Annotated in this window: 16 protein-coding genes; 9 read left to right on the plus strand and 7 right to left on the minus strand. The window is 33.9% G+C overall.

Going from position 1 to position 22579, the window contains the following annotated elements; genetic code table 11:
- Positions 1-46: 46 nt before the first annotated feature.
- From ffh to J3495_RS15085, 3 genes are all read right to left on the minus strand, one after another.
- On the minus strand, positions 47-1399 hold the full coding sequence (gene ffh / locus J3495_RS15075; RefSeq protein WP_210667367.1) for a signal recognition particle protein: 1353 nt from the start codon (positions 1397-1399) through the stop codon (positions 47-49).
- A 206-nt stretch (positions 1400-1605) separates the two neighbouring features.
- Positions 1606-2691 (minus strand): HmuY family protein, encoded by a 1086-nt coding sequence (locus J3495_RS15080; RefSeq protein WP_210667368.1) that lies wholly within the window; start codon positions 2689-2691, stop codon positions 1606-1608.
- 15 nt (positions 2692-2706) lie between these two features.
- Positions 2707-4818, minus strand: coding sequence for a TonB-dependent receptor plug domain-containing protein (locus J3495_RS15085; protein WP_210667369.1), 2112 nt, complete (start codon positions 4816-4818; stop codon positions 2707-2709).
- 107 nt (positions 4819-4925) lie between these two features.
- On the opposite strand from J3495_RS15085, the gene J3495_RS15090 reads away from it, so the two are divergent.
- Complete coding sequence (locus J3495_RS15090) at positions 4926-5831, plus strand: DUF6607 family protein (RefSeq protein WP_210667370.1); 906 nt, start codon at positions 4926-4928, stop codon at positions 5829-5831.
- Positions 5832-5909: 78 nt separating this feature from the next.
- On the opposite strand, the gene argS is transcribed toward J3495_RS15090, so the two are convergent.
- The gene (argS, locus tag J3495_RS15095) at positions 5910-7688 is read right to left on the minus strand and encodes an arginine--tRNA ligase (protein WP_210667371.1); all 1779 of its coding nucleotides are present in this window, start codon (positions 7686-7688) and stop codon (positions 5910-5912) included.
- 300 nt (positions 7689-7988) lie between these two features.
- Here argS and J3495_RS15100 point away from each other — a divergent pair, with 300 nt between their 5' ends.
- Complete coding sequence (locus J3495_RS15100; protein WP_210667372.1) at positions 7989-10400, plus strand: TonB-dependent receptor domain-containing protein; 2412 nt, start codon at positions 7989-7991, stop codon at positions 10398-10400.
- A gap of 85 nt (positions 10401-10485) precedes the next feature.
- Here J3495_RS15100 and J3495_RS15105 read toward each other — a convergent pair whose 3' ends face one another.
- Positions 10486-11160 carry a copper homeostasis protein CutC gene (locus J3495_RS15105; protein WP_210667373.1) on the minus strand — a complete coding sequence of 225 codons (675 nt, stop codon included), beginning with the start codon at positions 11158-11160 and terminating at the stop codon, positions 10486-10488.
- Between the two features lie 237 nt (positions 11161-11397).
- Here J3495_RS15105 and J3495_RS15110 point away from each other — a divergent pair, with 237 nt between their 5' ends.
- Entirely contained in the window at positions 11398-11736 is a 339-nt protein-coding gene (locus J3495_RS15110) for a hypothetical protein (protein WP_210667374.1), read from the plus strand.
- A 123-nt stretch (positions 11737-11859) separates the two neighbouring features.
- On the plus strand, positions 11860-12681 hold the full coding sequence (locus J3495_RS15115) for an HAEPLYID family protein (protein ID WP_210667385.1): 822 nt from the start codon (positions 11860-11862) through the stop codon (positions 12679-12681).
- A gap of 58 nt (positions 12682-12739) precedes the next feature.
- On the opposite strand, the gene J3495_RS15120 is transcribed toward J3495_RS15115, so the two are convergent.
- Positions 12740-13747, minus strand: coding sequence for a 3-oxoacyl-ACP synthase III family protein (locus J3495_RS15120; RefSeq protein ID WP_210667375.1), 1008 nt, complete (start codon positions 13745-13747; stop codon positions 12740-12742).
- A gap of 262 nt (positions 13748-14009) precedes the next feature.
- Here J3495_RS15120 and J3495_RS15125 point away from each other — a divergent pair, with 262 nt between their 5' ends.
- The gene (locus J3495_RS15125; RefSeq protein ID WP_210667376.1) at positions 14010-16421 is read left to right on the plus strand and encodes an alpha/beta hydrolase family protein; all 2412 of its coding nucleotides are present in this window, start codon (positions 14010-14012) and stop codon (positions 16419-16421) included.
- Positions 16422-16489: 68 nt separating this feature from the next.
- On the opposite strand, the gene J3495_RS15130 is transcribed toward J3495_RS15125, so the two are convergent.
- On the minus strand, positions 16490-17440 hold the full coding sequence (locus tag J3495_RS15130; protein WP_210667377.1) for an ABC transporter ATP-binding protein: 951 nt from the start codon (positions 17438-17440) through the stop codon (positions 16490-16492).
- 176 nt (positions 17441-17616) lie between these two features.
- Here J3495_RS15130 and J3495_RS15135 point away from each other — a divergent pair, with 176 nt between their 5' ends.
- The 4 genes from J3495_RS15135 to J3495_RS15150 all read left to right on the plus strand — a co-directional run bounded on the left by J3495_RS15135 (position 17617) and on the right by J3495_RS15150 (position 22451).
- Positions 17617-19410 (plus strand): hypothetical protein, encoded by a 1794-nt coding sequence (locus tag J3495_RS15135; RefSeq protein ID WP_210667378.1) that lies wholly within the window; start codon positions 17617-17619, stop codon positions 19408-19410.
- A gap of 4 nt (positions 19411-19414) precedes the next feature.
- Positions 19415-19885 (plus strand): hypothetical protein, encoded by a 471-nt coding sequence (locus tag J3495_RS15140; protein ID WP_210667379.1) that lies wholly within the window; start codon positions 19415-19417, stop codon positions 19883-19885.
- Between the two features lie 583 nt (positions 19886-20468).
- Complete coding sequence (locus tag J3495_RS15145) at positions 20469-20870, plus strand: hypothetical protein (protein WP_210667380.1); 402 nt, start codon at positions 20469-20471, stop codon at positions 20868-20870.
- A 750-nt stretch (positions 20871-21620) separates the two neighbouring features.
- A complete protein-coding gene (locus J3495_RS15150) occupies positions 21621-22451 on the plus strand; it encodes a T6SS effector amidase Tae4 family protein (RefSeq protein ID WP_210667381.1) in 831 nt (276 codons plus the stop codon).
- Positions 22452-22579 lie beyond the last annotated feature (128 nt).

Consider the following 22579-nt stretch of genomic DNA (forward strand, 5'->3'; position numbering starts at 1 on the left):
TTTCAGGCTCAAAACTTGAACCATGAAACTTGAAACTTTTATTATTTTATCTCGGCATTCCGCCTGGCATTCCTTTCATGCCTCCCATCATTTTCATCAGGTTTTTTCCGCCCGGGCCCTGCATCATTTTCATCATCTTGCTCATTTGCTCAAACTGCTTCATCAGCTGGTTTACTTGCTCAATTTTGGTTCCCGAACCTTTGGCGATTCTGGCTTTCCTTTTTACATCGATTATGGCAGGTTTACTTCTTTCGACTGGTGTCATCGAGTGTATGATGGCTTCGATATGCTTAAAAGCATCATCTTCTATTTCTACATCTTTCATGGCTTTTGAAGCACCCGGAATCATTCCGACCAAGTCTTTCATATTACCCATTTTCTTCACTTGTTGAATCTGAGTAAGGAAATCATCAAAACCAAATTCGTTTTTAGCGATTTTCTTTTGCAGTTTTCTGGCTTCCTCTTCATCAAACTGCTCCTGCGCTCTCTCTACAAGCGACACAACGTCACCCATCCCTAAGATACGCTCGGCCATACGATCTGGATAGAAAACATCAATTGCTTCCATCTTTTCGCCTGTACCAACAAATTTGATTGGTTTGTTTACAACCGATTTAATCGAAATTGCAGCTCCACCACGAGTATCACCATCTAATTTGGTTAAGATAACTCCATCAAAATTCAGGATATCATTGAATGCTTTTGCAGTATTTACAGCATCTTGCCCAGTCATTGCATCTACAACAAACAAGGTTTCCTGTGGCTGAATGGCTTTGTGAACACGAGCAATCTCGTCCATCATTTCTTTGTCTACTGCCAAACGACCGGCGGTATCGACAATCACAACATTGAAGCCGTTTGCTTTGGCGTGTTTGATTGCGTTTTGTGCAATTTCAACAGGATTTTTATTCTCTGGCTCTGAGTAGACCTCAACTCCTATTTGATCTCCCACTACATGCAACTGATTAATCGCCGCAGGACGGTAGATATCACACGCTACCAAAAGTGGTTTTTTATTTTTCTTTGTTTTTAAAAAATTGGCTAGTTTTCCTGAGAAAGTCGTTTTACCAGAACCTTGCAATCCCGACATTAAAATAACCGAAGGATTTCCAGAAAGATTAATCCCTGCGACATCGCCTCCCATCAACTCTGTCAACTCGTCTTTTACTAACTTTACCAACAATTGTCCTGGCTGAAGCGTCGTTAAAACGTCTTGACCAATTGCTTTTTCTTTTACTTTGGTGGTAAAATCTTTTGCAATTTTAAAGTTAACATCGGCATCTAATAAGGCACGACGCACTTCTTTTAAGGTATCGGCAACGTTTACTTCTGTAATTTTCCCGTGTCCTTTTAATATATGGAACGCTTTATCTAATTTATCACTTAAATTATCAAACATAGTATTGTTTTTTTTGAAGTTGCAAATATAGAACAAAGTTAGAAAGTTTCAAAGATTCAGAGGCGCAAAGGTTTAAAGTTTAAAGCTGTTTTATTTCATTCGGAAAAACCAATACTGGAATGTCTTAGAAATAAAAAAAGAGGTCAGATAAATCCAACCCCTTTTCCAAAAAAAAATAAAAAAAACAAAGTCACTAACTCATTCAATTATAATAAAATTGCGTACTCAAAAGCAGCATGTCCTCTTTCGCCTGCTTGGTTTGTCATTGCGAGGAATTTTACTTTATAGTAATTTCCGGAAGCATCTTTCACTACATAAAAACGATCTGTTCTTACACTTGGTAAAGTAGTTGGTCCTCCACCAATTCTCCAGTTAGCACCAATAACTCTTTGATCTGTTGCCGAAACTGTAAAATTAGCCTCCACTACACTTGCTTTTGTGAAATTTGCATACGTTACTGCTTCTGTTACTAAAACCTGGTAAGCCAAGGTTCCTCCTTTTGAATTTGTAGTAATAAAATCTGCATAACCATAAGTTACATCACCAGTACCCATATTCAGGTAGTTAGTAAATGTTGTAAAATTCAAATCCCATTTTGTTTTTTGAGGCTCAACAGCAACAGTAGTTGCAGTTGTCAAACTAAAAAATGTAAAGTTGAAATCTGCATCTTTAGTAATTGTTTTTTCAGTAAAAGTAGTTGCAGCTAAGTCGGCATATTGAATTTTGTATCCTGTTCCGTTTCTTAAGATTCTAACTTTTTTCCACCCTCTAGCATCACCATCAACAGCAGCTGAACCAACAGCCGGTTTAGTAGTACCAATACCAAATCCAAGATTTACTAAATATACTTTGTTGTCAGCATCATTAGCAGAAATCTCAGCAATTGCAGTTCCGATTCCAGCACCAGCACCAGCCAAAACTCCGGTTGGGTTATCAACAAATCCATTAGAAGAAAGAGTTGTACCACCTCCAACAGCTACATTAGCGTCGCTAGTCTGAACCAAAGACATATCAGTAGTTTCTAATTTTTTTACAGCCATTTTAAGAGATCCGTTGATCACTACTCTAAAGTCAGCTCCAGTTGAGAATCCGAAATCCCATGCAGTTCTGTTTACAGATTTAGATTCCTCACTGCTTAAATCAAGATAAACCTGATTTGGCTGGTTTGGCCCTCCAACTGATGGTTGTAAAACAGCTCCAACAGAAGGAATTTCAACAGAAGCTTCATCGTCACTAGAACAAGACGCGAGACTTAGTAAGGCAAATGATAAGATTAAAAATGATTTTTTCATTGTATTTGATTTATATTAAAGATTAAGGTTATATGTTAATTTTACAAAATAAGAACGTCCGTAGGCAAGCATTACTTCACTAGAAGTTGCATGTCCTGCAGTTTCACTCGTTCTTGTTTGATTGATATTTTTTATATCAAATAGATTTCTTGCTCCAATAGTAGCTTCTAATTTATTATTGAAAAAAGTCTTTCTCGCAGAAGCATCAAGCCAATTGCTTGAATCTATTTCTGAAATAACAAAAGCATTGCTAGTTTCTATAAATTGTTGGGATTTTCCATTGTATTTATAATAGGCGGAGAAAACAGTATTCCATTTTGGAACAGTGTAAGAAATACTGCTATTCAAATTAAAAGAATACAAAAATTTATCATCTGAAGTAAAAGTCAGATTGTCAATTTTTTGAGATATTCCAACCAAAGAAGCTCCAAAATTAAAAGTCAAATTGTCTTTTTTAAATAGATGCATTGTTGAAGCATTCCACATTCGATATTTACTAATATTGATGTATTGGTATTCCGGCGATCCGGTTGCGTCATTGAAACCAACCAATGCCATATCGATTCTGTCATTTACATCCAGAAAACTACCTGTAAGCATGTTCGACATTTGCAATCCTGACGAATAAAGCGTTAATTTTTTAAGGCTGATTTCGTAAGAGCTGCTTGTTTCAGGAACAAGATTTTCGTTTCCGATAAAAAAGTGACTATCAAAAATTAATTTAGAATACAATTCATTAAAAGTCGGTGTTCTAAAAGATTTTCCGGCAGAACCACGAAGCTCAATTCCTTTTTCGAATAAATAACGCAGTCCTAAAGAAGAAGCATATTGATCTTTAAATTTTGACTGATCAGAAAAACGAAGTCCGGGTCTAATTGAAAGGCGCTCTGTCGCTTTTATTTCTGAAGCTACGAAAAAGTCATAATTCTCAAGACGTTTGGTAACCGGAACAAATACATTATTAGCTTCCTGAACCAAAGAGAACCCAAGATTGTTTACAAATTCATAACCAATTTGCATATCGACTTTACTGTTCGGAAAGAAATTGCTTAAAGTTCCTGTAGAATACAACACTTCCATAGATTGATCTTCTACTTTAACATTATCTGCCTCCGTTTTAGCAGCCAGATAATATCTAAAATTTTCAACATCTCTTGCCTGTTTTTGATGTGAAACAGAAACATTATAGTTAAGTTGAGAGAATATTTTTCCGGTTGTATTTAAGTGATGAAAAAATCTATTGGTTAAGTATCTTTTATCAAGTGAATATCTGTACGAACCCAAAGTTGTACTAAAACCAGATTGCACTGTACTGTTATAGAAATCAACATCTTCATCTAAAAATTCAAATTTGTAGAAAAAGCTGAAATCATTTTTTTTGTATGAAATTAAAGCTGTTGTATTTAATTGCTCTTTTGGAAGCCATGTATAACCGCGTAAACCGTCATTTTCGCTATAATCTTTTCCTTTTTTAGTACTTAAAAAACCCTGAAAATCATTCCTGTTTGCTCCGATAGAGACAAACCAGTTTTTATTAATATTATAAGAAACTTTTAAATTCTGGATATGGCGTCCTTTATCAAAAAGAGAATACTCATCGCCAACAGTTTCTTCCTGAGCCGTTGCAGCAATACTCAATTTGTACTTTGATGACGTTTTTGTAATAATGTTCAAAACACCACTCACGGCATTTGCTCCGTGTGTAACTCCCATTGAGCCTTCTATTATTTCGATTTGTTCTACATCATTTAAATTTATCTGAGACAAATCGATATTGTTTCCTAAACCGGCCTCATTAACCAATGGTACATTATCTACTAAAATTTTAAAATATTGCGCATCCAATCCAAACATAGAAACAGTTGATCGCCCATCGTTTCCGCTTGGTCTTACTGTAATATTCAAATACTGATTTAATACATCTGCTAAATTCGTAGCTGCTAGATTCTGAATGTCTTTACTCGTTATCAGTCTCACATTAAACACAGACTTTTTTATCGATTGAGGCTTAAACTGACCTGTCACAACAACTTCAGAAAGTTTGTTTACAGCCGTAGTGTCTTTCTCCTGCGAGTGAGAAAGTTGTCCAAAAAGAAGCACTGTAAAAAGGGTGATTTTTATTTTCATTATTTTTATTCATTCTTAATAACTCGGCAAATATATAATTATTTTTATTCAATCTAAATAAAATTTATATATTTGCTGAAATTTTTTAAAAGTAAAAGAAAAGAATTATGATTACAAAAAGTCTCTATTTTTCGGCCGTAATGGCCTTGACATGCAGCATTGGATTTGGTCAGGATGCTAAAAAACAACAAGATATTAAATCGATTAAGTCGATGTGTGGTTGTTATGAAGTGAAATTTAATTTTGCCGAAACTTTTCAATATCCTAAAGATACCCTTACATACAAACCCTCTCCAACAAAACATGAAAGTGGTTTGGAATGGGTAGAATTGGTAGAAGACACTCCAAATAAAATCGTAATGCAGCATTTACTGATTGTGAGCGATGACATGATCATCAAACACTGGAGACAAGATTGGTTATTCGAAAATACCGACTTTTATGCCTTTGATAAAAACACCTCCTGGAAGTATCAAAAACGAGACAAAAAAGACGTAAAAGGGCAATGGACACAAAAAGTATATCAAGTAGATGATAGCCCAAGATATGAAGGATCTGCCACATGGGTACATGTTGATGGGCAAAATTATTGGACCAATACTACAGATGCTCCGCTTCCGCGAAGAGAACATACAAAGCGCAATGATTATAATGTTTTGAAGAGAAGAAATATTCACCAAATTACTGCTACGGGCTGGAACCATGAGGAGGACAATGACAAGTTGATCAGAGATAATAGCGGAAAAGATGTTTTGCTTGCGCAAGAAAAAGGAATGGATGTATACACTAAAGTTCCGGATATTAAATGTATCGCAGCACAAAACTGGTGGAAAGAGAATACGGTACTTTGGAAAAACGTACGTGACAAATGGCAAACACTCTTTGACAGACATAAAGACTTAAACCTGGAAGCAAAAGTAGATAAAAAAGCACTTTACTCGCTTTTGTTTGATTTAAAACCAGACACTAAAAAAGCCGATACTGATGCCATTATCGACAAGTTTGTAAAATAAAAATGTTTGTGTTAGTTGTAAAAAGGCCAGTAGTTTTAGAACGACTGGCCTTTTTTATATGAGAACAAATTTGCTTTTTTACATTCTCTCCGGAACTTCAATTCCTAATAGTGTAAAAGCAGCTTTAATCACTTCGGCTACTTTTTGAGAAAGCTGTACTCTGAATATTTTTTTGGTCAAATCTACTTCTCCCAATATGTGTACCGATTGGTAGAACGAGTTGTATTCTTTTACCAAATCATACGTATAATTGGCAAGCAAAGCCGGACTGTGGTTATGCGCCGCATTTTGAATGACTTCCGGAAAAAGTTCGATTTGTTTTACCAGTTCCTTTTCTTTTTCATGTAGTTCTTGGATATCCGCTTTCGCTGAAAAATCAAAATCGGCTTTACGAATAATCGATTGAATTCTCGCATACGTATATTGTATAAAAGGTCCCGTATTACCAGCAAAATCAACAGATTCTTCTGGGTTAAACAAAATACGTTTTTTAGGATCTACTTTTAAGATATAATATTTTAAGGCCCCCAAACCAATTGTTTTGTATAATTTGGCTTTTTCCTCTTCAGAGTAACTATCCAATTTACCTAAATCTTCAGAAATTTGTTTTGCCGTATCGGTCATATCCTGCATCAAATCATCCGCATCTACGACAGTTCCTTCACGGCTTTTCATTTTTCCGGAAGGCAAATCTACCATTCCGTAAGATAAATGATAGAGGCTTGAAGCCCAATCAAAACCTAATTTTTTTAGAATCAAAAACAATACTTTGAAATGATAATCCTGTTCATTACCGACAGTATATACCATTCCTCCAACATCCGGCATATCTTTTACACGCTGAATCGCAGTACCAATATCTTGTGTCATATACACCGCCGTTCCGTCTGAACGCAATACGATTTTACGGTCTAAACCTTCGTCTGTAAGGTCTATCCAAACAGAACCATCAGGATCTTTCTCAAAAACACCTTTATCAAGACCTACCTGAACCACGTCTTTACCTAACAAATAGGTATTGCTTTCGTAGTAATATTTATCAAAATTAACTCCCAAATTAGTATACGTCGTTGCAAAACCATCATAAACCCATTGGTTCATCATTTTCCAAAGTGAAATAACTTCTTCATCCCCAGATTCCCATTTTTGAAGCATTTCTTGTGCTTCAATAATAATCGGAGCTTGTTTTTTTGCCTCTTCCTCTGTTTTGCCCGTCTCCATTAGTTGACTGATTTCGGCTTTGTATGCTTTATCAAACTCAACATAATATTTACCAACTAATTTATCTCCTTTTAAATTTGAACTTTCCGGTGTTTCGCCGTTTCCAAACTTTTCCCAGGCCAACATCGACTTGCAGATATGAATTCCACGATCGTTGATGATCTGTGTTTTGTATACTTTTTTACCCGAAGCTTTAATAATTTCAGCAACAGAATATCCTAACAAATTGTTACGAACGTGACCTAGATGCAACGGTTTGTTGGTGTTTGGAGAAGAATATTCGACCATTATTGCTTTATCATCTGGGTTTGGCGTTACAAATCCAAACGTATTGTTGTCTTTTATTTCATTAAAGAAATTCAAATAATAAGTGTCTGCAATTACGATATTCAAGAAACCTGAAACCACGTTAAAACGGGCAACTTCGGCAACATTTTCAACAAGATAATCTCCGATTTTATTTCCTAATTCGGCAGGATTACTTTTTATTACTTTCAATAAAGGAAAAATAACCATTGTAATATCGCCTTCAAACTCTTTTCTAGTAGTTTGAAACTCGATTTTATCAACAGTTACATCAAATAATGCCTGGATGGCGCTTTGTATAGAGGGTGTAAGAATTTGTGATAATGACATGTAAACTTATTTTTAAAGTGAGCAAATATACTGCTTATTCATCAATTAGAGAAAACGAAAAACATATAAAATAAAACAAATCGATCTAAATTTCTCAAAATATCACATCAATACAAGGTGATTTTTATTAAAAAATCAAAACCTTAAACTGCTCTAAAACAGCCGTTCTGTAAAAAATTACATTTTTTTTCAAAATTTCCTGTAACATATCGGGAATTAAAGAGTCTTAATAGCAACTTCAGATTTTATTTGAAGAAAAAAATAAGCATCATCAATCAATCAAAATAATCAAATTAAACTATGAAATTAAAATTCTTTCTGTTCGCATTACTGGGTGTAATGGGAATAGCGCAAGCTCAGAACTCAGGAACAGTTTCCGGAAAAATTACCGAAAAATCAAACAACGCCCCAATCTCTTACGCTACCGTGTCGATTAAAGACAACGGAAAAGTAGTATCGGGCGTAAATACAGACGATAATGGTGATTTTATCATTAAAAATTTGGCTTTAAAAAATTATACCATCGAAATTCAATACATTGGCTTTAGAAAATACATTGGTTCTGTACTTTTAAGTGACAACAAAAAAGAAGCGATTTTTAAAGTAGGGCTGGAAGAAGAAGCGACACAACTAAAAGGTGTTAACATCATTAGTGAGCGCTCGACTATCGAACAAAAAATTGACCGAAAAGTAATTACTGTTGGAAAAGATTTGACTACCGCAGGAGCTTCGGCCTCTGATATTATGAACAATATTCCTTCTGTGAATGTTGATCAGGACGGAAAACTTTCGCTTCGCGGAAATTCGAATGTTCGTGTTTTAATTGATGGAAGACCGACCAATATTGACCCAGCGCAATTGTTGAAGCAAATTCCGTCAACATCTATCAAAAAAATTGAGTTGATCACCAATCCAAGTGCAAAATATAACCCAGAAGGAATGTCCGGAATCATTAATGTCGTGTTGCATAAAAATGCTAATTCTGGCTTTAACGGAAGTTATAGTGGCGGAATTACTTTTGGAGAAACAGCCAAATACAATCAATCTTTAGACTTGAACTACAAAACCGGAAAAGTAAATTTCTTTGGAAATGCAGGTCAAAATTTTGGAACATATCACAATAAAGGAGAAATATTAAGATTGGATCAGGATATCCAACAAAGACTAGATATTTTGAATGATAACGAATCGTATTTGTATAAAATCGGGATGGATTATTTTATCAACGACAACAATACTATTTCGATTTATACCAATCAAAACAAATCGACCGGTATAGGATATGTAGACACCAATATTGATTATTTTAATGGTTCGCAGACCCGAAACCTTTTTCAGAAATCACAATATGATGGACCAAGTACTAACGGAACTTACAATTTGGCTTACAAACACATATTCAAAGAAGGACATACATTAGACGTTGAAGGAAATTATAACGACTCAAAAGAAACTCAAAATGCTTTTTTTGACACCAACACCACCTTGACCAACAATTCGGTGAGCAATAATTTTTATACAGATAATATTAAAGACGACCAAAAACTAAGTACTTTAAACATTGACTACGTAAATCCGTTAAGCGAAAAATCTACACTTGAAGCCGGAGCTGAGGCAAGATTAACAAGAACAGAGAATAATTACATCACAGGTAATTCTTCGGTTGCAGTTGAGGATCAGATTTCTAACTATACGTATGATATTGATATTTATTCTGCCTATGTAACTTTTGGACAAAAATTTAAAAAACTTAGCTATCAAGTGGGAGCTCGTTTTGAGAGTTATAAAGTTGCGGCCAACTTAAATCGCGGCGAAACGAAGTTTGATGATGACTATATTACCTTGTATCCGTCTGCTTATTTAACATATAATTTGAACGAAAAAAACATGTTTCAGTTGAGTTATAGCCGTCGTGTAGACCGTCCTAGCTTAGAGCAAACAAAGCCTATTCGTGAATTTTCGACCCCATTGGTAACTTCTTTTGGAAATCCAGAGTTACGTCCTCAATTTACAAACTCAGTTGAGGTGAATTATACCAAAACCCTTGAAAAAGGAAGTTTTACTGCCGGAGTTTTTGTGAGAAGAATTAACGATCAGATTAGCAGAGTACTATATCCTGATGAAAATGACGCTACAAACGAGAAACAAATCATGACTTTTACAAACAATGATAGCAATACATCGTATGGTTTTGAGGTTTCTGCCAATTATAAAATCACAAAATGGTGGGATATCCAGCCGTCAATTGATTTCTCAAGCATCAATCAAGAAGGAGTAATTTTTGCTTATGATCCGGTAACTCAAACTAGCAGCCCTCTTGAGAGAAGCGTTACTACATCGGCATTTAACGCGAGATTAAACTCTAATTTTAAAGCCAATAAACGTTTAAGCTTTTTGTTATTCGGATTCTACAGAGGTCCTGTTAATGAAATTCAAAATAACAGAAAAGAGATGTACAAAGTTGACACTGGCGCGAGATACACTTTATTAAACAACAAAATGAATCTAAGCGTACGTTTTAATGATGTTTTCAATACAATGAGATATGCTTTTGATAGTTTGTATCCTTATCCGCAAACCGGAGAATTTACTTGGGAGAGCCAAACGGTTTATTTTGGTTTAACCTACAATTTTGGAGGTGCGAAAAGCAAAACTTTGCAACGTAAACAAAGAGATGACAACACTAATAAAGGTGGTGGCGGAATGTTTTAGTCCCGCTCTTATTAGTAGATTTAATATTTTTTAAAATTATTTTTTAGTAGAAGAAAAGCTCGGAGTCTGCCAACTCTGAGCTTTTTTATTTCTGTAAATGTGTCACCAACGCCTTTATTTCTTGAGGATCCGCAGTTTCGTCATTCCCGGTAATCGCCGAAGAATGATAAAAAGTTGGTTTTAATTTTTCTTTTATTGTCAAAACATTCGCAGAACGCAAACCACCGCCCGGCATGATTACAATCCTGTTTTTGCTTAATTTTTGAATTTGTTTTAAAACAGAAATTCCCTCAACCACAGATTTACCCTGCCCGGAAGTTAAAATCGTCGAAAAACCACAACTGATTACCTCTTCCAGCGATTGCTCTACGTCTTTTACAACATCAAAAGCACGATGAAAAGTACATGGCAACGGACTCGCCAATTGCACCAATTCCCTATTTCGGGTCGTATTAACAGTACCGTCTGCATTTAAAATTCCGAAAACAAAACCATCCACTTTTAATTTTTTGAATTGTTTGATGTCTTGTTTCATTTCTACAATCTCGTCATCAGAATACACAAAATCTCCACCTCTTGGTCTTATAATAACATGCATTTTTGTAGCCAACTGTTCTCTTACTTTGAGTGCCAAAATATAGTTTGGTGTGGTCCCGCCCAATTTCATGTTTTCGCACAGTTCTATTCTGTCAGCACCATTTTCTTGGGCTGTTAAAGCAGATTCAAGATTAAAACAAGCTATTTCGAGTTGATTTTTCATTTAAATTAAAAATATTTATTTACTGTTCTCACATTTCACAAAAGAAATAAAAGCCAAAGAGGCCCTGTTTTTCTAGATGACAATAATAAAACGCTAAAATATAAATTATCGTTTGTGCTCTCTAAAAATCTCTTAATAAAATGCTAATAAAAATTTCATTCCTCTTAAAGTTTATATTTTTGCCTAATGTTAAAGGCAATCAGACAAAACAAAAAACTTAAATTCTTTTGTGCTTTTATGGCGCTGTACCTTCTTAATTGCAGTGTTGACACTAGTGATTTTAACTCAAATTTTGTAGCAGAAAATTTATCTCTTAACGATCAGGAAAGTATTATAGAACTTGTTGTAGAAAAAGTTTTAGGTTATCAAAATGCAATTCCTGAAATAGATGACTGCGATTCTGACAACCATACAATATTGAAGAAAATTGTCGCGTTAGACTTTTTTACGCTTCCCTTTTTCAATATGAATATTAATCCGTTCGAACATACATCGAAAACTAAAACAACTTGTTTTACTAATTCATATCCTTTAAAAACTTATTTAGAAATTCATTCACCTCCTCCTGAGGTTTAATTTGTTTTATTCTGTTTCAATTGATCTTGTTTTTCCAAAAAGAAAAACAAAGCGACTTTATTTTTAACAAATTAGCAAATTATAATGAAAAAAAAATCATTCAATAATACCATGTTTTCTATCATGGTCGTATTGACATATACAGCAAACGCTCAAATTAAAAACGAAAACGAAAATACACTTGACAGTCTCTATATTCAAGAAGTAGAAACTAAAAAAGAGCCTGTAAAAATTTTACATGCTGAACCTTTATATATTGACTTAATAAGAGATCTTGGAGCCCGAAAAGGCGAAAAAGAATGGAACGTAGGTTTTGGACTTACGGATAAGAATAAATACGACGAATATTTAACACTAATAGAATACGAATGGGCACCAATAAATCGATTGGGACTTGAAGTTGAATTGCCTTTCACCATTTATCCATCCAATAAAAATTCTGATGTACCGGGCAGTAAACTAAATGGTTTGAAATTAGCAGCCCAATACTCATTTTTCGTATCCGAAAAACTAAAAACATCAATGGCTATCGGGTATATTCATGAATTTGAATTGACTGAGTTTAATCGATACGGCGAGAGTAAATTATTTACGGGAAACAGTTACAATCCTTTTTTTGTAATTGCAAAACGATGGGGAAATAATTTTCACACACTTCTTTACACAGGACCAGTAATTGAAAATCATTTTGAGGATAATACAAGCTCAACTTCCTGGCAAATAAACACTAATTTTCATTATATGATTCCGGGGACCAAAAACTTTATTGGTATTGAATTGAATAAAGAAATTAATAATAAAGATTTTGATATGATTATACGTCCTCAAATGAGAGTTGGTGTTGCAGAAAATCTATTAATTGGAATAGTTACAGGAATCCCAATCAGTAGGGAAAATGAAAGATTTAGTACTTTTTTAAGACTAATTTACGAACCCAAACATTAAAAACAAAACCCCTATAAATTACATTTTTAGGGGTTCTTTACTTATTTCAATATTAAATTTACCATTTTATGATGGCACTTGCCCATGTAAACCCACTTCCGAAAGCAGCGAGAACAACGGTGTCGCCAGATTTAATCTTTCCTTGTTCCCAAGCTTCTGTTAAAGCAATCGGAATCGAGGCTGCCGTGGTGTTACCGTATTTCTGAATATTGTTGTGGACTTGATCATCAGTCAATTTAAATTTATTTTGAATGAACTGCGAAATTCTCAAATTGGCCTGATGCGGAATCAACATATCAATATCCGAAACCTGTAAACCGTTTGCTTCCAAACCTTCATTGATTACCTCAGCAAAACGAACAACTGCATTTTTAAACACAAATTGCCCATTCATATAAGGATAATAACTTTCATCATTAGGATCATTATCTGCCAGAATATCAGTTACCCAACGGGCTCCCATTCCCGGTGCCTGCAGAGCCAATTCTTCTGCATGTTGTCCTTCTGAATGCAAATGAGTAGATAAAATTCCTTTTGTCAGATCTTCTTCACGACTTAAAACAGCTGCTCCCGCTCCGTCTCCAAAAATTACCGAAACACCGCGTCCGCGAGTAGTCATGTCTAAACCTGTTGAATGTACTTCTGAGCCGATTACCAAAATATTTTTATACATTCCGGTCTTGATGTATTGATCTGCAACCGAGATAGCATAAATAAAGCCCGAACATTGATTTCTAACATCTAATGCTCCTACTGTTCGCAATCCTAAATCACGCTGTACCAAAACTCCTGGTCCTGGAAAATAATAATCCGGACTTAAGGTAGCAAAAACCACAAAATCAATATCTTCTTTGGCAATGCCCGATCTTTCTATCGCTATTTTAGCAGCTTTTACTCCCATCGTAGTGGTGGTATCCTCTCCACGAATAATATGTCTGCGTTCCTGAATCCCTGTTCTTTCCTGAATCCATTCGTCATTGGTATCAATAATCTTAGACAGATCATCATTGGTTACGACATTTGCAGGAACATAATATCCTAAGCCCGCTATTTTTGAATGATACATATTCTTTTTATTATTTGTTAAAAAATTGCATTGCAAATTTACTTATACTTTAAAACATAAGCGTCCAAATTACTGTTTTTTTCGAAATTGACAATCTATTATTCTTTAAAAACCTGCTAACATTCATTTTTTTATTATCAAAAAATCTATTTTCTGCTTCATTTTATAAAAAGCATGAAAAATTGCCTAAAAAGTGTAACAAGATCAAAGTACTTTAGACAAACTTTATAAATACCATTCTCAAACCATAAAAATTCAAATTATGAAATTAAAGGTTACTTTACTCTTATTCTTAAACATTGGCTTTATTGCTTTTGCCCAGGAAAATTTAACGTATCAAAAACCACCAAAATCGATCCTCGATTTAGCCGATTACGAAAAAGCTCCAACTGTTTCTATGGATACTAAAAAAGAATACATGCTTTTTATGTACCGAAGCACTTATAAAACTTTGGATGATCTGAACCAAGACGAACTTCGTTTAGCAGGTTTACGAATCAATCCTGTTACTAATATTTCAAGTACAGTAACGTATATCACCAATCTAAAAGTACGAAAAATATCGGGTGTCTCCGAAATGCAGGTTGCAGGATTACCTTCTAATCCTAAAATCAGTAATATTTCGTGGTCACCAAACGATAAGAAAATCTTATTTTCGAATACAACAAACTCAGGAGTTGAATTATGGGTTTTGGATGTAGCAACCGCACAAGCCAAAAAACTAACTGATGCTACTGTAAACGCCAACCTTGGAAATCCGTTTAATTGGCTTTTGGACAATGAAACCATTTTAGTAAAAATGCTGCCTAAAAACAGACAACCACTATTAGATTCTAAAAAAGATTTGCCAACTGGACCGATTATTTCGAATGCTTCGGGAGAAAAATCTCAAAACAGAACTTATCCGGACATGTTGAAAAACAAAAATGACGAAGCCAATTTTGAAAACATCATGACTTCTGAATTATATAAAATAGACCTTAACGGAACAGCGACTTTATTTAAAGAAGCTGCTATGTACGCTGGAGAAAAAATTTCGCCAGACGGAAACTATATTATGTTAAGCACTATTCAAAAACCATTTTCTTATGTCGTTCCGCTATACCGATTTCCTTCTAAAACAGTAGTATACGACAGTAATGGAAAAGAAATAAAAGTGGTAAATGAAGTTCCTTTGAACGAAATAATTCCTAAAGGCTTTATGGCCGTTCGAAAAGGAAAAAGAGAGATGGCGTGGAGAAACGACAAACCTGCCACTTTATCTTACGTAGTAGCATTAGACGAAGGAAATCCTGCCAATAAAGTAGATTTTAGAGACGAAGTTTTTTTATGGAATGCTCCTTTTGATGCTGAAGCAACTTCATTGGTAAAAACACCTCAGCGCTATAGTGATATTATTTGGGGTAATGACAATATTGCTATTCTTTCTGACGAATGGTACGACACTCGAAACACAAAAACGTATGTCATTAATCCTTCAAATCCGGCACAACAGCCAAAAGTCATTACAGACAGAAACCAACAGGATGTTTATGCAGATCCGGGAGTTTTTGAAACGAAGAAAAATGCGTATAACAAATATGTGCTCGCGATAGAAGGTGACAATGCTTATCGTATTGGTGATGGTTACACCAAAGAAGGACAATTTCCTTTTATTGATGCATTCAATTTAAAAACTTTACAATCCAAACGAATTTATACTTCTCCTTATAAAGACAAAAAAGAAGATTTACTGGAAATTGAAGATTATAAAACCGGAAAAGTTTTGGTACAGATTCAATCTAAAAGCGAGTATCCAAATTATTATTTTAGAAACATCAAAAAACAAAACAGCTTAACGCCGATTACTTTTTTCAAAAATCCTTTCGAAAGTATCAAAGATGTGAGTAAAGAAGTCATCAAATACAAACGTAAAGATGGCGTTGAATTATCTGGAACTTTATATCTTCCGGCTGGTTACGACAAAGTAAAAAAAGAAAAACTACCTTTATTGATCTGGGCTTATCCTGCTGAGTATAAGGACAAAAATAGTGCTGGACAATCGACTCAAAACTCAAACGAATTTACGCTCCCGTATTACGGTTCCTTTGTTTACTGGGTAACAAGAGGATATGTTGTTCTTGACGATGCTGCTTTCCCGATCATTGGTGAAGGAACCACAGAACCCAACGACAACTTTATCTCGCAATTGGTTGATAATGCCGCAGCAGCAATTGATGCTGTTGATGCCTTAGGTTATATCAATAGAAAAAAAGTTGCCGTTGGAGGACATTCCTACGGAGCTTTTATGACCGCTAATTTATTGACGCATTCTAATCTTTTTACCTGCGGAATTGCCAGAAGTGGTGCCTACAACAGAACTTTAACTCCATTCGGTTTTCAAACGGAACAGCGCAATTATTGGGAGGCTACAGATGTGTACAACACCATGTCTCCGTTTATGAATGCCAACAAAATGAAAACTCCTCTTTTATTGGTTCATGGCGAAGCCGATAATAATCCAGGGACTTTTACCTTACAGACAGAGCGTTATTTTCAAGCTTTAAAAGGTTTGGGAGCTCCTGCAAGAATGGTGATTTTACCTAAAGAAGCACACGGTTATGTGGCCAAAGAAAATATTTTGCATTTGCTTTGGGAGCAAGATCAGTTTTTAGAAAAATATTTAAAGAACTAATATTTCTTTACATTATTAAAAAACAAACCCGACAGATTTTGAAAACTGTCGGGTTTGTTTTTGTGTTTTTATAAGTAATTCAACTTCAAAAAGACATTTTCTTCTAGCGGTAAATCTATTTCACTTTCAAAAAATATCAGTTGTCGTTTGTAAACCGATTCGATCAGATAATGATTTCCTCTAAAATAAGTTCGCCTGATTTTTACCGGCAAATCCGACTCAGCAGTCATTTTTAACTGATGCGGATACACTAATGTTTTATGATTTTCATCTTCGTAAGAAAGGAGTAAATGTGTCGCAATTTCGTTTACTTCTCCAAAAAGCGATGCTACATAACGGCTTTCAGGATCTTCATAAATTTTTGCGGGATTGTCTTTTACTATTATTTCTCCGTTGCGCATCACGATTGTCTCATCTGCAAAAGAAAGTGCGTCACTACTATCATGAGTGGCGAGTATACAAGTAATATTTTTTTGTTTTAAATATTTAAATAAATTTCGGCGTAAAGCATTTTTCCTAAAAGCATCAATTTGGCTAAAAGGCTCATCCAGTAAAATCACTTCGGGTTCCAGTGCCAGTACTCTTACCAGAGCCACCCGTTGTTGTTGTCCTCCGCTTAAAAATTTAGCTTTTACATTAGAAAACTGTTCCATTTCTACCATTTCGAGCAATTCCTGAACACGCAATTTCTTCATATTGGCAAAACCATTAGAAAGAAACTTGCCCACATTTTCTGCCACTGTTTCAAAAGGAGACAAATCAAAATCCTGCGCCAGATATTTCATATACGGCATTCCGGGAATCAAATTGTATTTTGGTCCTAAAACAGGTTTCCCGTCATAAAAAATTTCGCCTTCATCTAGGTCGTACAATCCATAAATCAATTTAAGCAGTGTACTTTTTCCGCACCCACTTTCGCCAATAATAGCAATATTTTCACCTTTATTAATAGTGAAATTGAGATTTTTAATAACTGGTTTATCAGTATATGAAAAAGAAATATTTTTAATATCAAGCATGAATACAAATTGAGAAAGCAAATTTACAATGTTTAATTCCGAAAGTCAAAAAAAAAGCTACTTCATTACAAACTATATATAATTAAAAAATCATTCACAATACACAAATAATTGTAGCTTTAATTGTATATATTTGCGAAAAAAAATAATTTTAACAATGATTTATAAGTATAATAATGACAAATAAAATAATAAAATACACCATTATTCTTGCCACTATCATTTTATGGAGTTGTGAAAAAGAATCTGTTCAGGATTCTAGTACCCAAGGCACAAAGCCTATTGCCACAAAATACCTTAATGCAGAAGAACTTCCCTCAGAATTTCAAAATTATTTTATCCAAAATAATGCAAATAATAGTGCCAAATCAAATAGTAATGGAACGAATTTAAGCTCCGCTATATTTACAAAGCATGACATTATCAGTATGACTGATGATAAAAATATTACCAATTATAGTATTAGTTTTTACTACCCGAACACACCCGAAAATATCTTCTATAATCTTGTTATTAATGTACTGCCTACAGGAGAACATTCAACATACATATTTAAATATATTTGCAATCCGGAAAATTTTGAAAATTTTAAAGCGCATAATTTTGATTTCAACTATTTTGTTGGGGTTACTGAAATTAGTTTAGCTTCCTCACCCTCAAATTCAACTCTAACTTCAAAAATTAATAGTGGAGATGACGATTGTCCTAAAATTTATATCCCTACTAACAATTCAGGCACTAACTCTGGCACAGGGGTTCCCGCAGGAAGTGGAGGTAGTGGTTCCTCGGGATCGCCAGGCTATAACACCAGTGTTCCTGGTTATAATGCACCCGGACATACGGGAGGTAGTTCCCCTGGTCCTTCTACTGGAGGAAGTGGCGGGCACAATCACTCTAATTGTTATGGAAGCAATGGTCAATTTTGGTATTTCGCAGGAGATGTTCGTCCTCCTCATTCTCATACTGAAAAAAATGCCAATGACTGTCCGGATTTAGTTCCACCCTCTGGTAATGTACCCGTGAATACAATGCCTATGATAAAAGTTTTAGGTAAAGAATTAGCCCTTTCTTCTACCCAAATAGCTTTTTTGAGAGATAGGGCCGATGTAATGAATGCTGTAAATCAATTTATGGAAGAAAATAGCTTTTCTTATAACAGTAAAGAATTTATGAGTAAATTATTAGTAGAAATCATTAATAACCCCAACTTAAGATTTGATATCAATGCTTCCTTTAGATCACCCATGAATATTGAAAGATCTACAATTACAAACGCAACACCAGAAGGAAAAAAATTTAACGAAATTTATGACACTCTTACAAATTCTCCTAAATTTAAAGAATTGTTTATGGACATGTTTGGAGCAGATATCCTTTTGGGAAATTATAGACATAATGTAAAATTTGAACTTGCTGATGCTGTTTATGACGAAAAAGATCCTACAAAAGAGATAAATGGTAGTACCATTTACGATCCTAATTTACTTTATCTAGTTATTAAAATCAATAAAAAAATATTAAATAACAGTATTATGGGGCAAACAAAAATTGAAAATGCCAGAACTATTATACATGAGTTTATTCATGCTTATCTTTTTACGGTAACCAATAACCCAATTATTGGCCCAACCGATATTGTAAGCCTTTTTAACAAAAAATACCCTAACGCTAATGAGCAACACAACTTTATGACAAATAATATGGTACCAACAATGCAAACAATCCTCTCTCAAATTAGAGATCTAATAACAACTCCTTCTAATAGAGTAAAATTAGAAGCGTATACAATGCATCCAACAGCAAATCCTTTGACTTCTGAACCTTTTAATTGGGATAATTATTATAAATACATAAGTTTAGCAGGATTACAAGGAACAAATTCTTTTACTCAGAATTTTCCTGACGGATCAGATAGATATAGCTTGTATAAACAATATATAAACGCTGGCAATAACGAATTAGACAGATAATATTATGAAAAACAACATATCATTATTATTACTTTTTTTTACAACTAATGTGTATTGTCAAGATATTTCATATATAAAGACTTTGGACACTATTTTTGTGAGCTTCAAAGAAGATTCGTTTCAAATTAAGACTGTTCTTCCTGCAAACAGTAAAGGTTTTCAGAGATGGTATGTTTTTTATTTTGAGAAAAACAACAAGAAGGAGAATTTATATTTTTGGGTTAGTGAATACCCTGGATATAGAAGAAGAGAGATGAACAACAAATCGGATATACGACTTGTAAAAAATTCATTTTTAAAAAAACATAAAAACCAAATTGTAGGAATTGATTTTTTTAAGAACTATGATATTTGTGCTTTAAGAGATGTATTTTTTAACAAGGTAGTTTATATTATTGATACTGTTGAAAGGAAAAAAAGAAAAACAACTTTATATGAAGTCAATCCATCATTTTCCTGCGATCCAATTGAATAAATTCAAAAGTATATTAAAGTGTCAATTTTATAATGAATAGAATGATTTTAAAAAAAAATCAAAAAAAATAGTTGAAATAGATTCTTTAAAAGGTTTTGACTATAAATATATTGCATGCGATGTTTTTAATCGATTAAAAATAATTTATGTTTTTGATTTTTCACAGAGAAAAAACAAGAACATAATGTTATATAGAGCTATATCAATGAATTATTGTCCAAGTATTGAATGATAGAAATAATCTAGAGACGTTATATACAATGTGCCCAACTGCTAAAACTAACCCATAACCCATCTGCATCATCACCTTGGATTTGGAACAACATTATAAACACCTAATTATAAAAGATTTAGACAAAGCTAATTGTTTTTAGGCTGATGTTGGAGCTCACGGTGTAAATTTACCCGGATTATTATCAGGAAAACAAGGTATATATTCCATTTATTCCAGTAATTTTAAATGGGCTACAGGACATGCAGATTTATTGAAAAGTGATGCTACGTGTGGGAATCAATGCCATTTTTATGATGCGCCTATTTATCGATTAGATGTATGGATTTTAAATTAAATTATAAATTTATTATGAAAAATATAGTGATATTATTATTGTGTTTTTGCTCATGTGGCAAAGGTAATTATCAGACGTTCGACTACAATAAAAGTAAAAATCCATGGATAACAGCCTATAAGGACAATGTTTTTTTTGCATGTCTAAAAGAGAGTTATAAAAATGATTCCATTTTTATACTTATTGAAGAAAAAGATGCATTAAATCCTTATGATGGATTAAGTCTTGATGATTTAAATGAAACAAAAAAATTAGGAAGCAATATTATTAAAAATATTCCAGAACCTATAATGTGTGAAAACTGTAAAGAAGGAGTAAATTATTATATGTCAAATTGCTTGCATTATTATAATAGCAAAGAGTTAGATTCTATTGCTAAAAAAGCTTATGGGGAATACAAAAAGGTGGGGTTATGAAATGAAAATGAGTGAAAGCAATTTTTAGTTATATGTATAAATTATAAACCTTGCAAGGATAAATATTATATGGGCCAAACATGACTCCTGATAAAGCTTATATGGATTAACTGATTTAATTAGTGATAAGGACAGTAATTAAAAACAATCCAAATACGCCAATAAACCAATTATAGTATTAGTTTTTACTACCCGAACACACCCGAAAACATCTTCTATAATCTTGTTATTAATGTACTGCCTACAGGAGAACATTCAACATACATATTTAAATATATTTGCAATCCGGAAAATTTTGAAAATTTTAAAGCGCATAATTTTGATTTCAACTATTTTGTTGGGATTACTGAAATTAGTTTAGCTTCCTCACCCTCAAATTCAACTCTAACTTCAAAAACAAATAGTGGAGATGACGATTGTCCTAAAATTTATATCCCTACTAACAATTCAGGCACTAACTCTGGCACAGGGGTTCCCGCAGGAAGTGGAGGTAGTGGCTCCTCGGGATCGCCAGGCTATAACACCAGTGTTCCTGGTTATAATGCACCTGGACATACGGGAGGTAGTTCCCCTGGTCCTTCTACTGGAGGAAGTGGCGGGCACAATCACTCTAATTGTTATGGAAGCAATGGTCAATTTTGGTATTTCGCAGGAGATGTTCGTCCTCCTCATTCTCATACTGAAAAAAATGCCACTGACTGTCCGGATTTAGTTCCACCCTCTGGTAATGTACCCGTGAATACAATGCCTATGATAAAAATTTTAGGTAAAGAATTAGCCCTTTCTTCTACCCAAATAGCTTTTTTGAGAGATAGGGCCGATGCAATGAATACTATAAATAAATATTTGGAACAAAATATCTTTTCTGAGGAAAGTAAGATTTTTGCAATTTGGTCAATAAATTATTTAATGCAAAATCCTAATGTAACAATCAATCAATTTAAAAATTGGTTTATGGGAACTTCAGAAGGACAAGATGGAGATTATGATGCTGCTTATTGGGAAAATCCTAATTTGACTTTTCAAAAACAGAATTTGCCAACATTTATTGATTTCAAAAGTGCTTGTCCAAGTAAATATACTAATGCTCAAAGCCTTTGTACTGATATTGGAGGTGAAATTTTGACTATGTATAATGCCGTTATTGCAAAAGGAAAAAACTTAAATACTTGTGCAATTAGAATATCTCGAGCTCTTAATTATTCTGGAATTATAATTCCTTCCTTACCAGATAATCCAGATGGAAGTAAAAATACGGCTCTAGGTTCTGATGGCAAAAAATACATAATAAATGCAAGAGCTCTTAACATTTGGATGAAAAAAACTTTTGGTACCTCTTCATCAAGTTATAAACATTATACTGCCTTACAAGGAGGAATAAAAGGAGAGAATTTCCCAAGTTTGTTAGATGGTAAACAAGGCATATATTCAATGGTATCAAAGGGCGAAATTCAAAAGGCATGGGGAACAGGACATGCAGATTTATTAGAAAATGGAGAATGTTTGCTGAATTGCCATTTTTATGATACAAATAACGAATTTGTACCTGTTGATTATATTGACGTTTGGATATTAAATTAATGTAATTAATTCAAGTTGCTAGTTTCTATAGTATAAAAAACAAAGCAGAGGTTTAGTAAATTTGTTTTGCGAACCAATAAACCTCACCAATGCTTTGTAAAGACAAAATTATATCAATTTTTTGTTTA

Source organism: Flavobacterium geliluteum (assembly GCF_017948595.1).
In the GTDB taxonomy this organism is placed as follows: Bacteria; Bacteroidota; Bacteroidia; order Flavobacteriales; family Flavobacteriaceae; genus Flavobacterium; species Flavobacterium flavipigmentatum.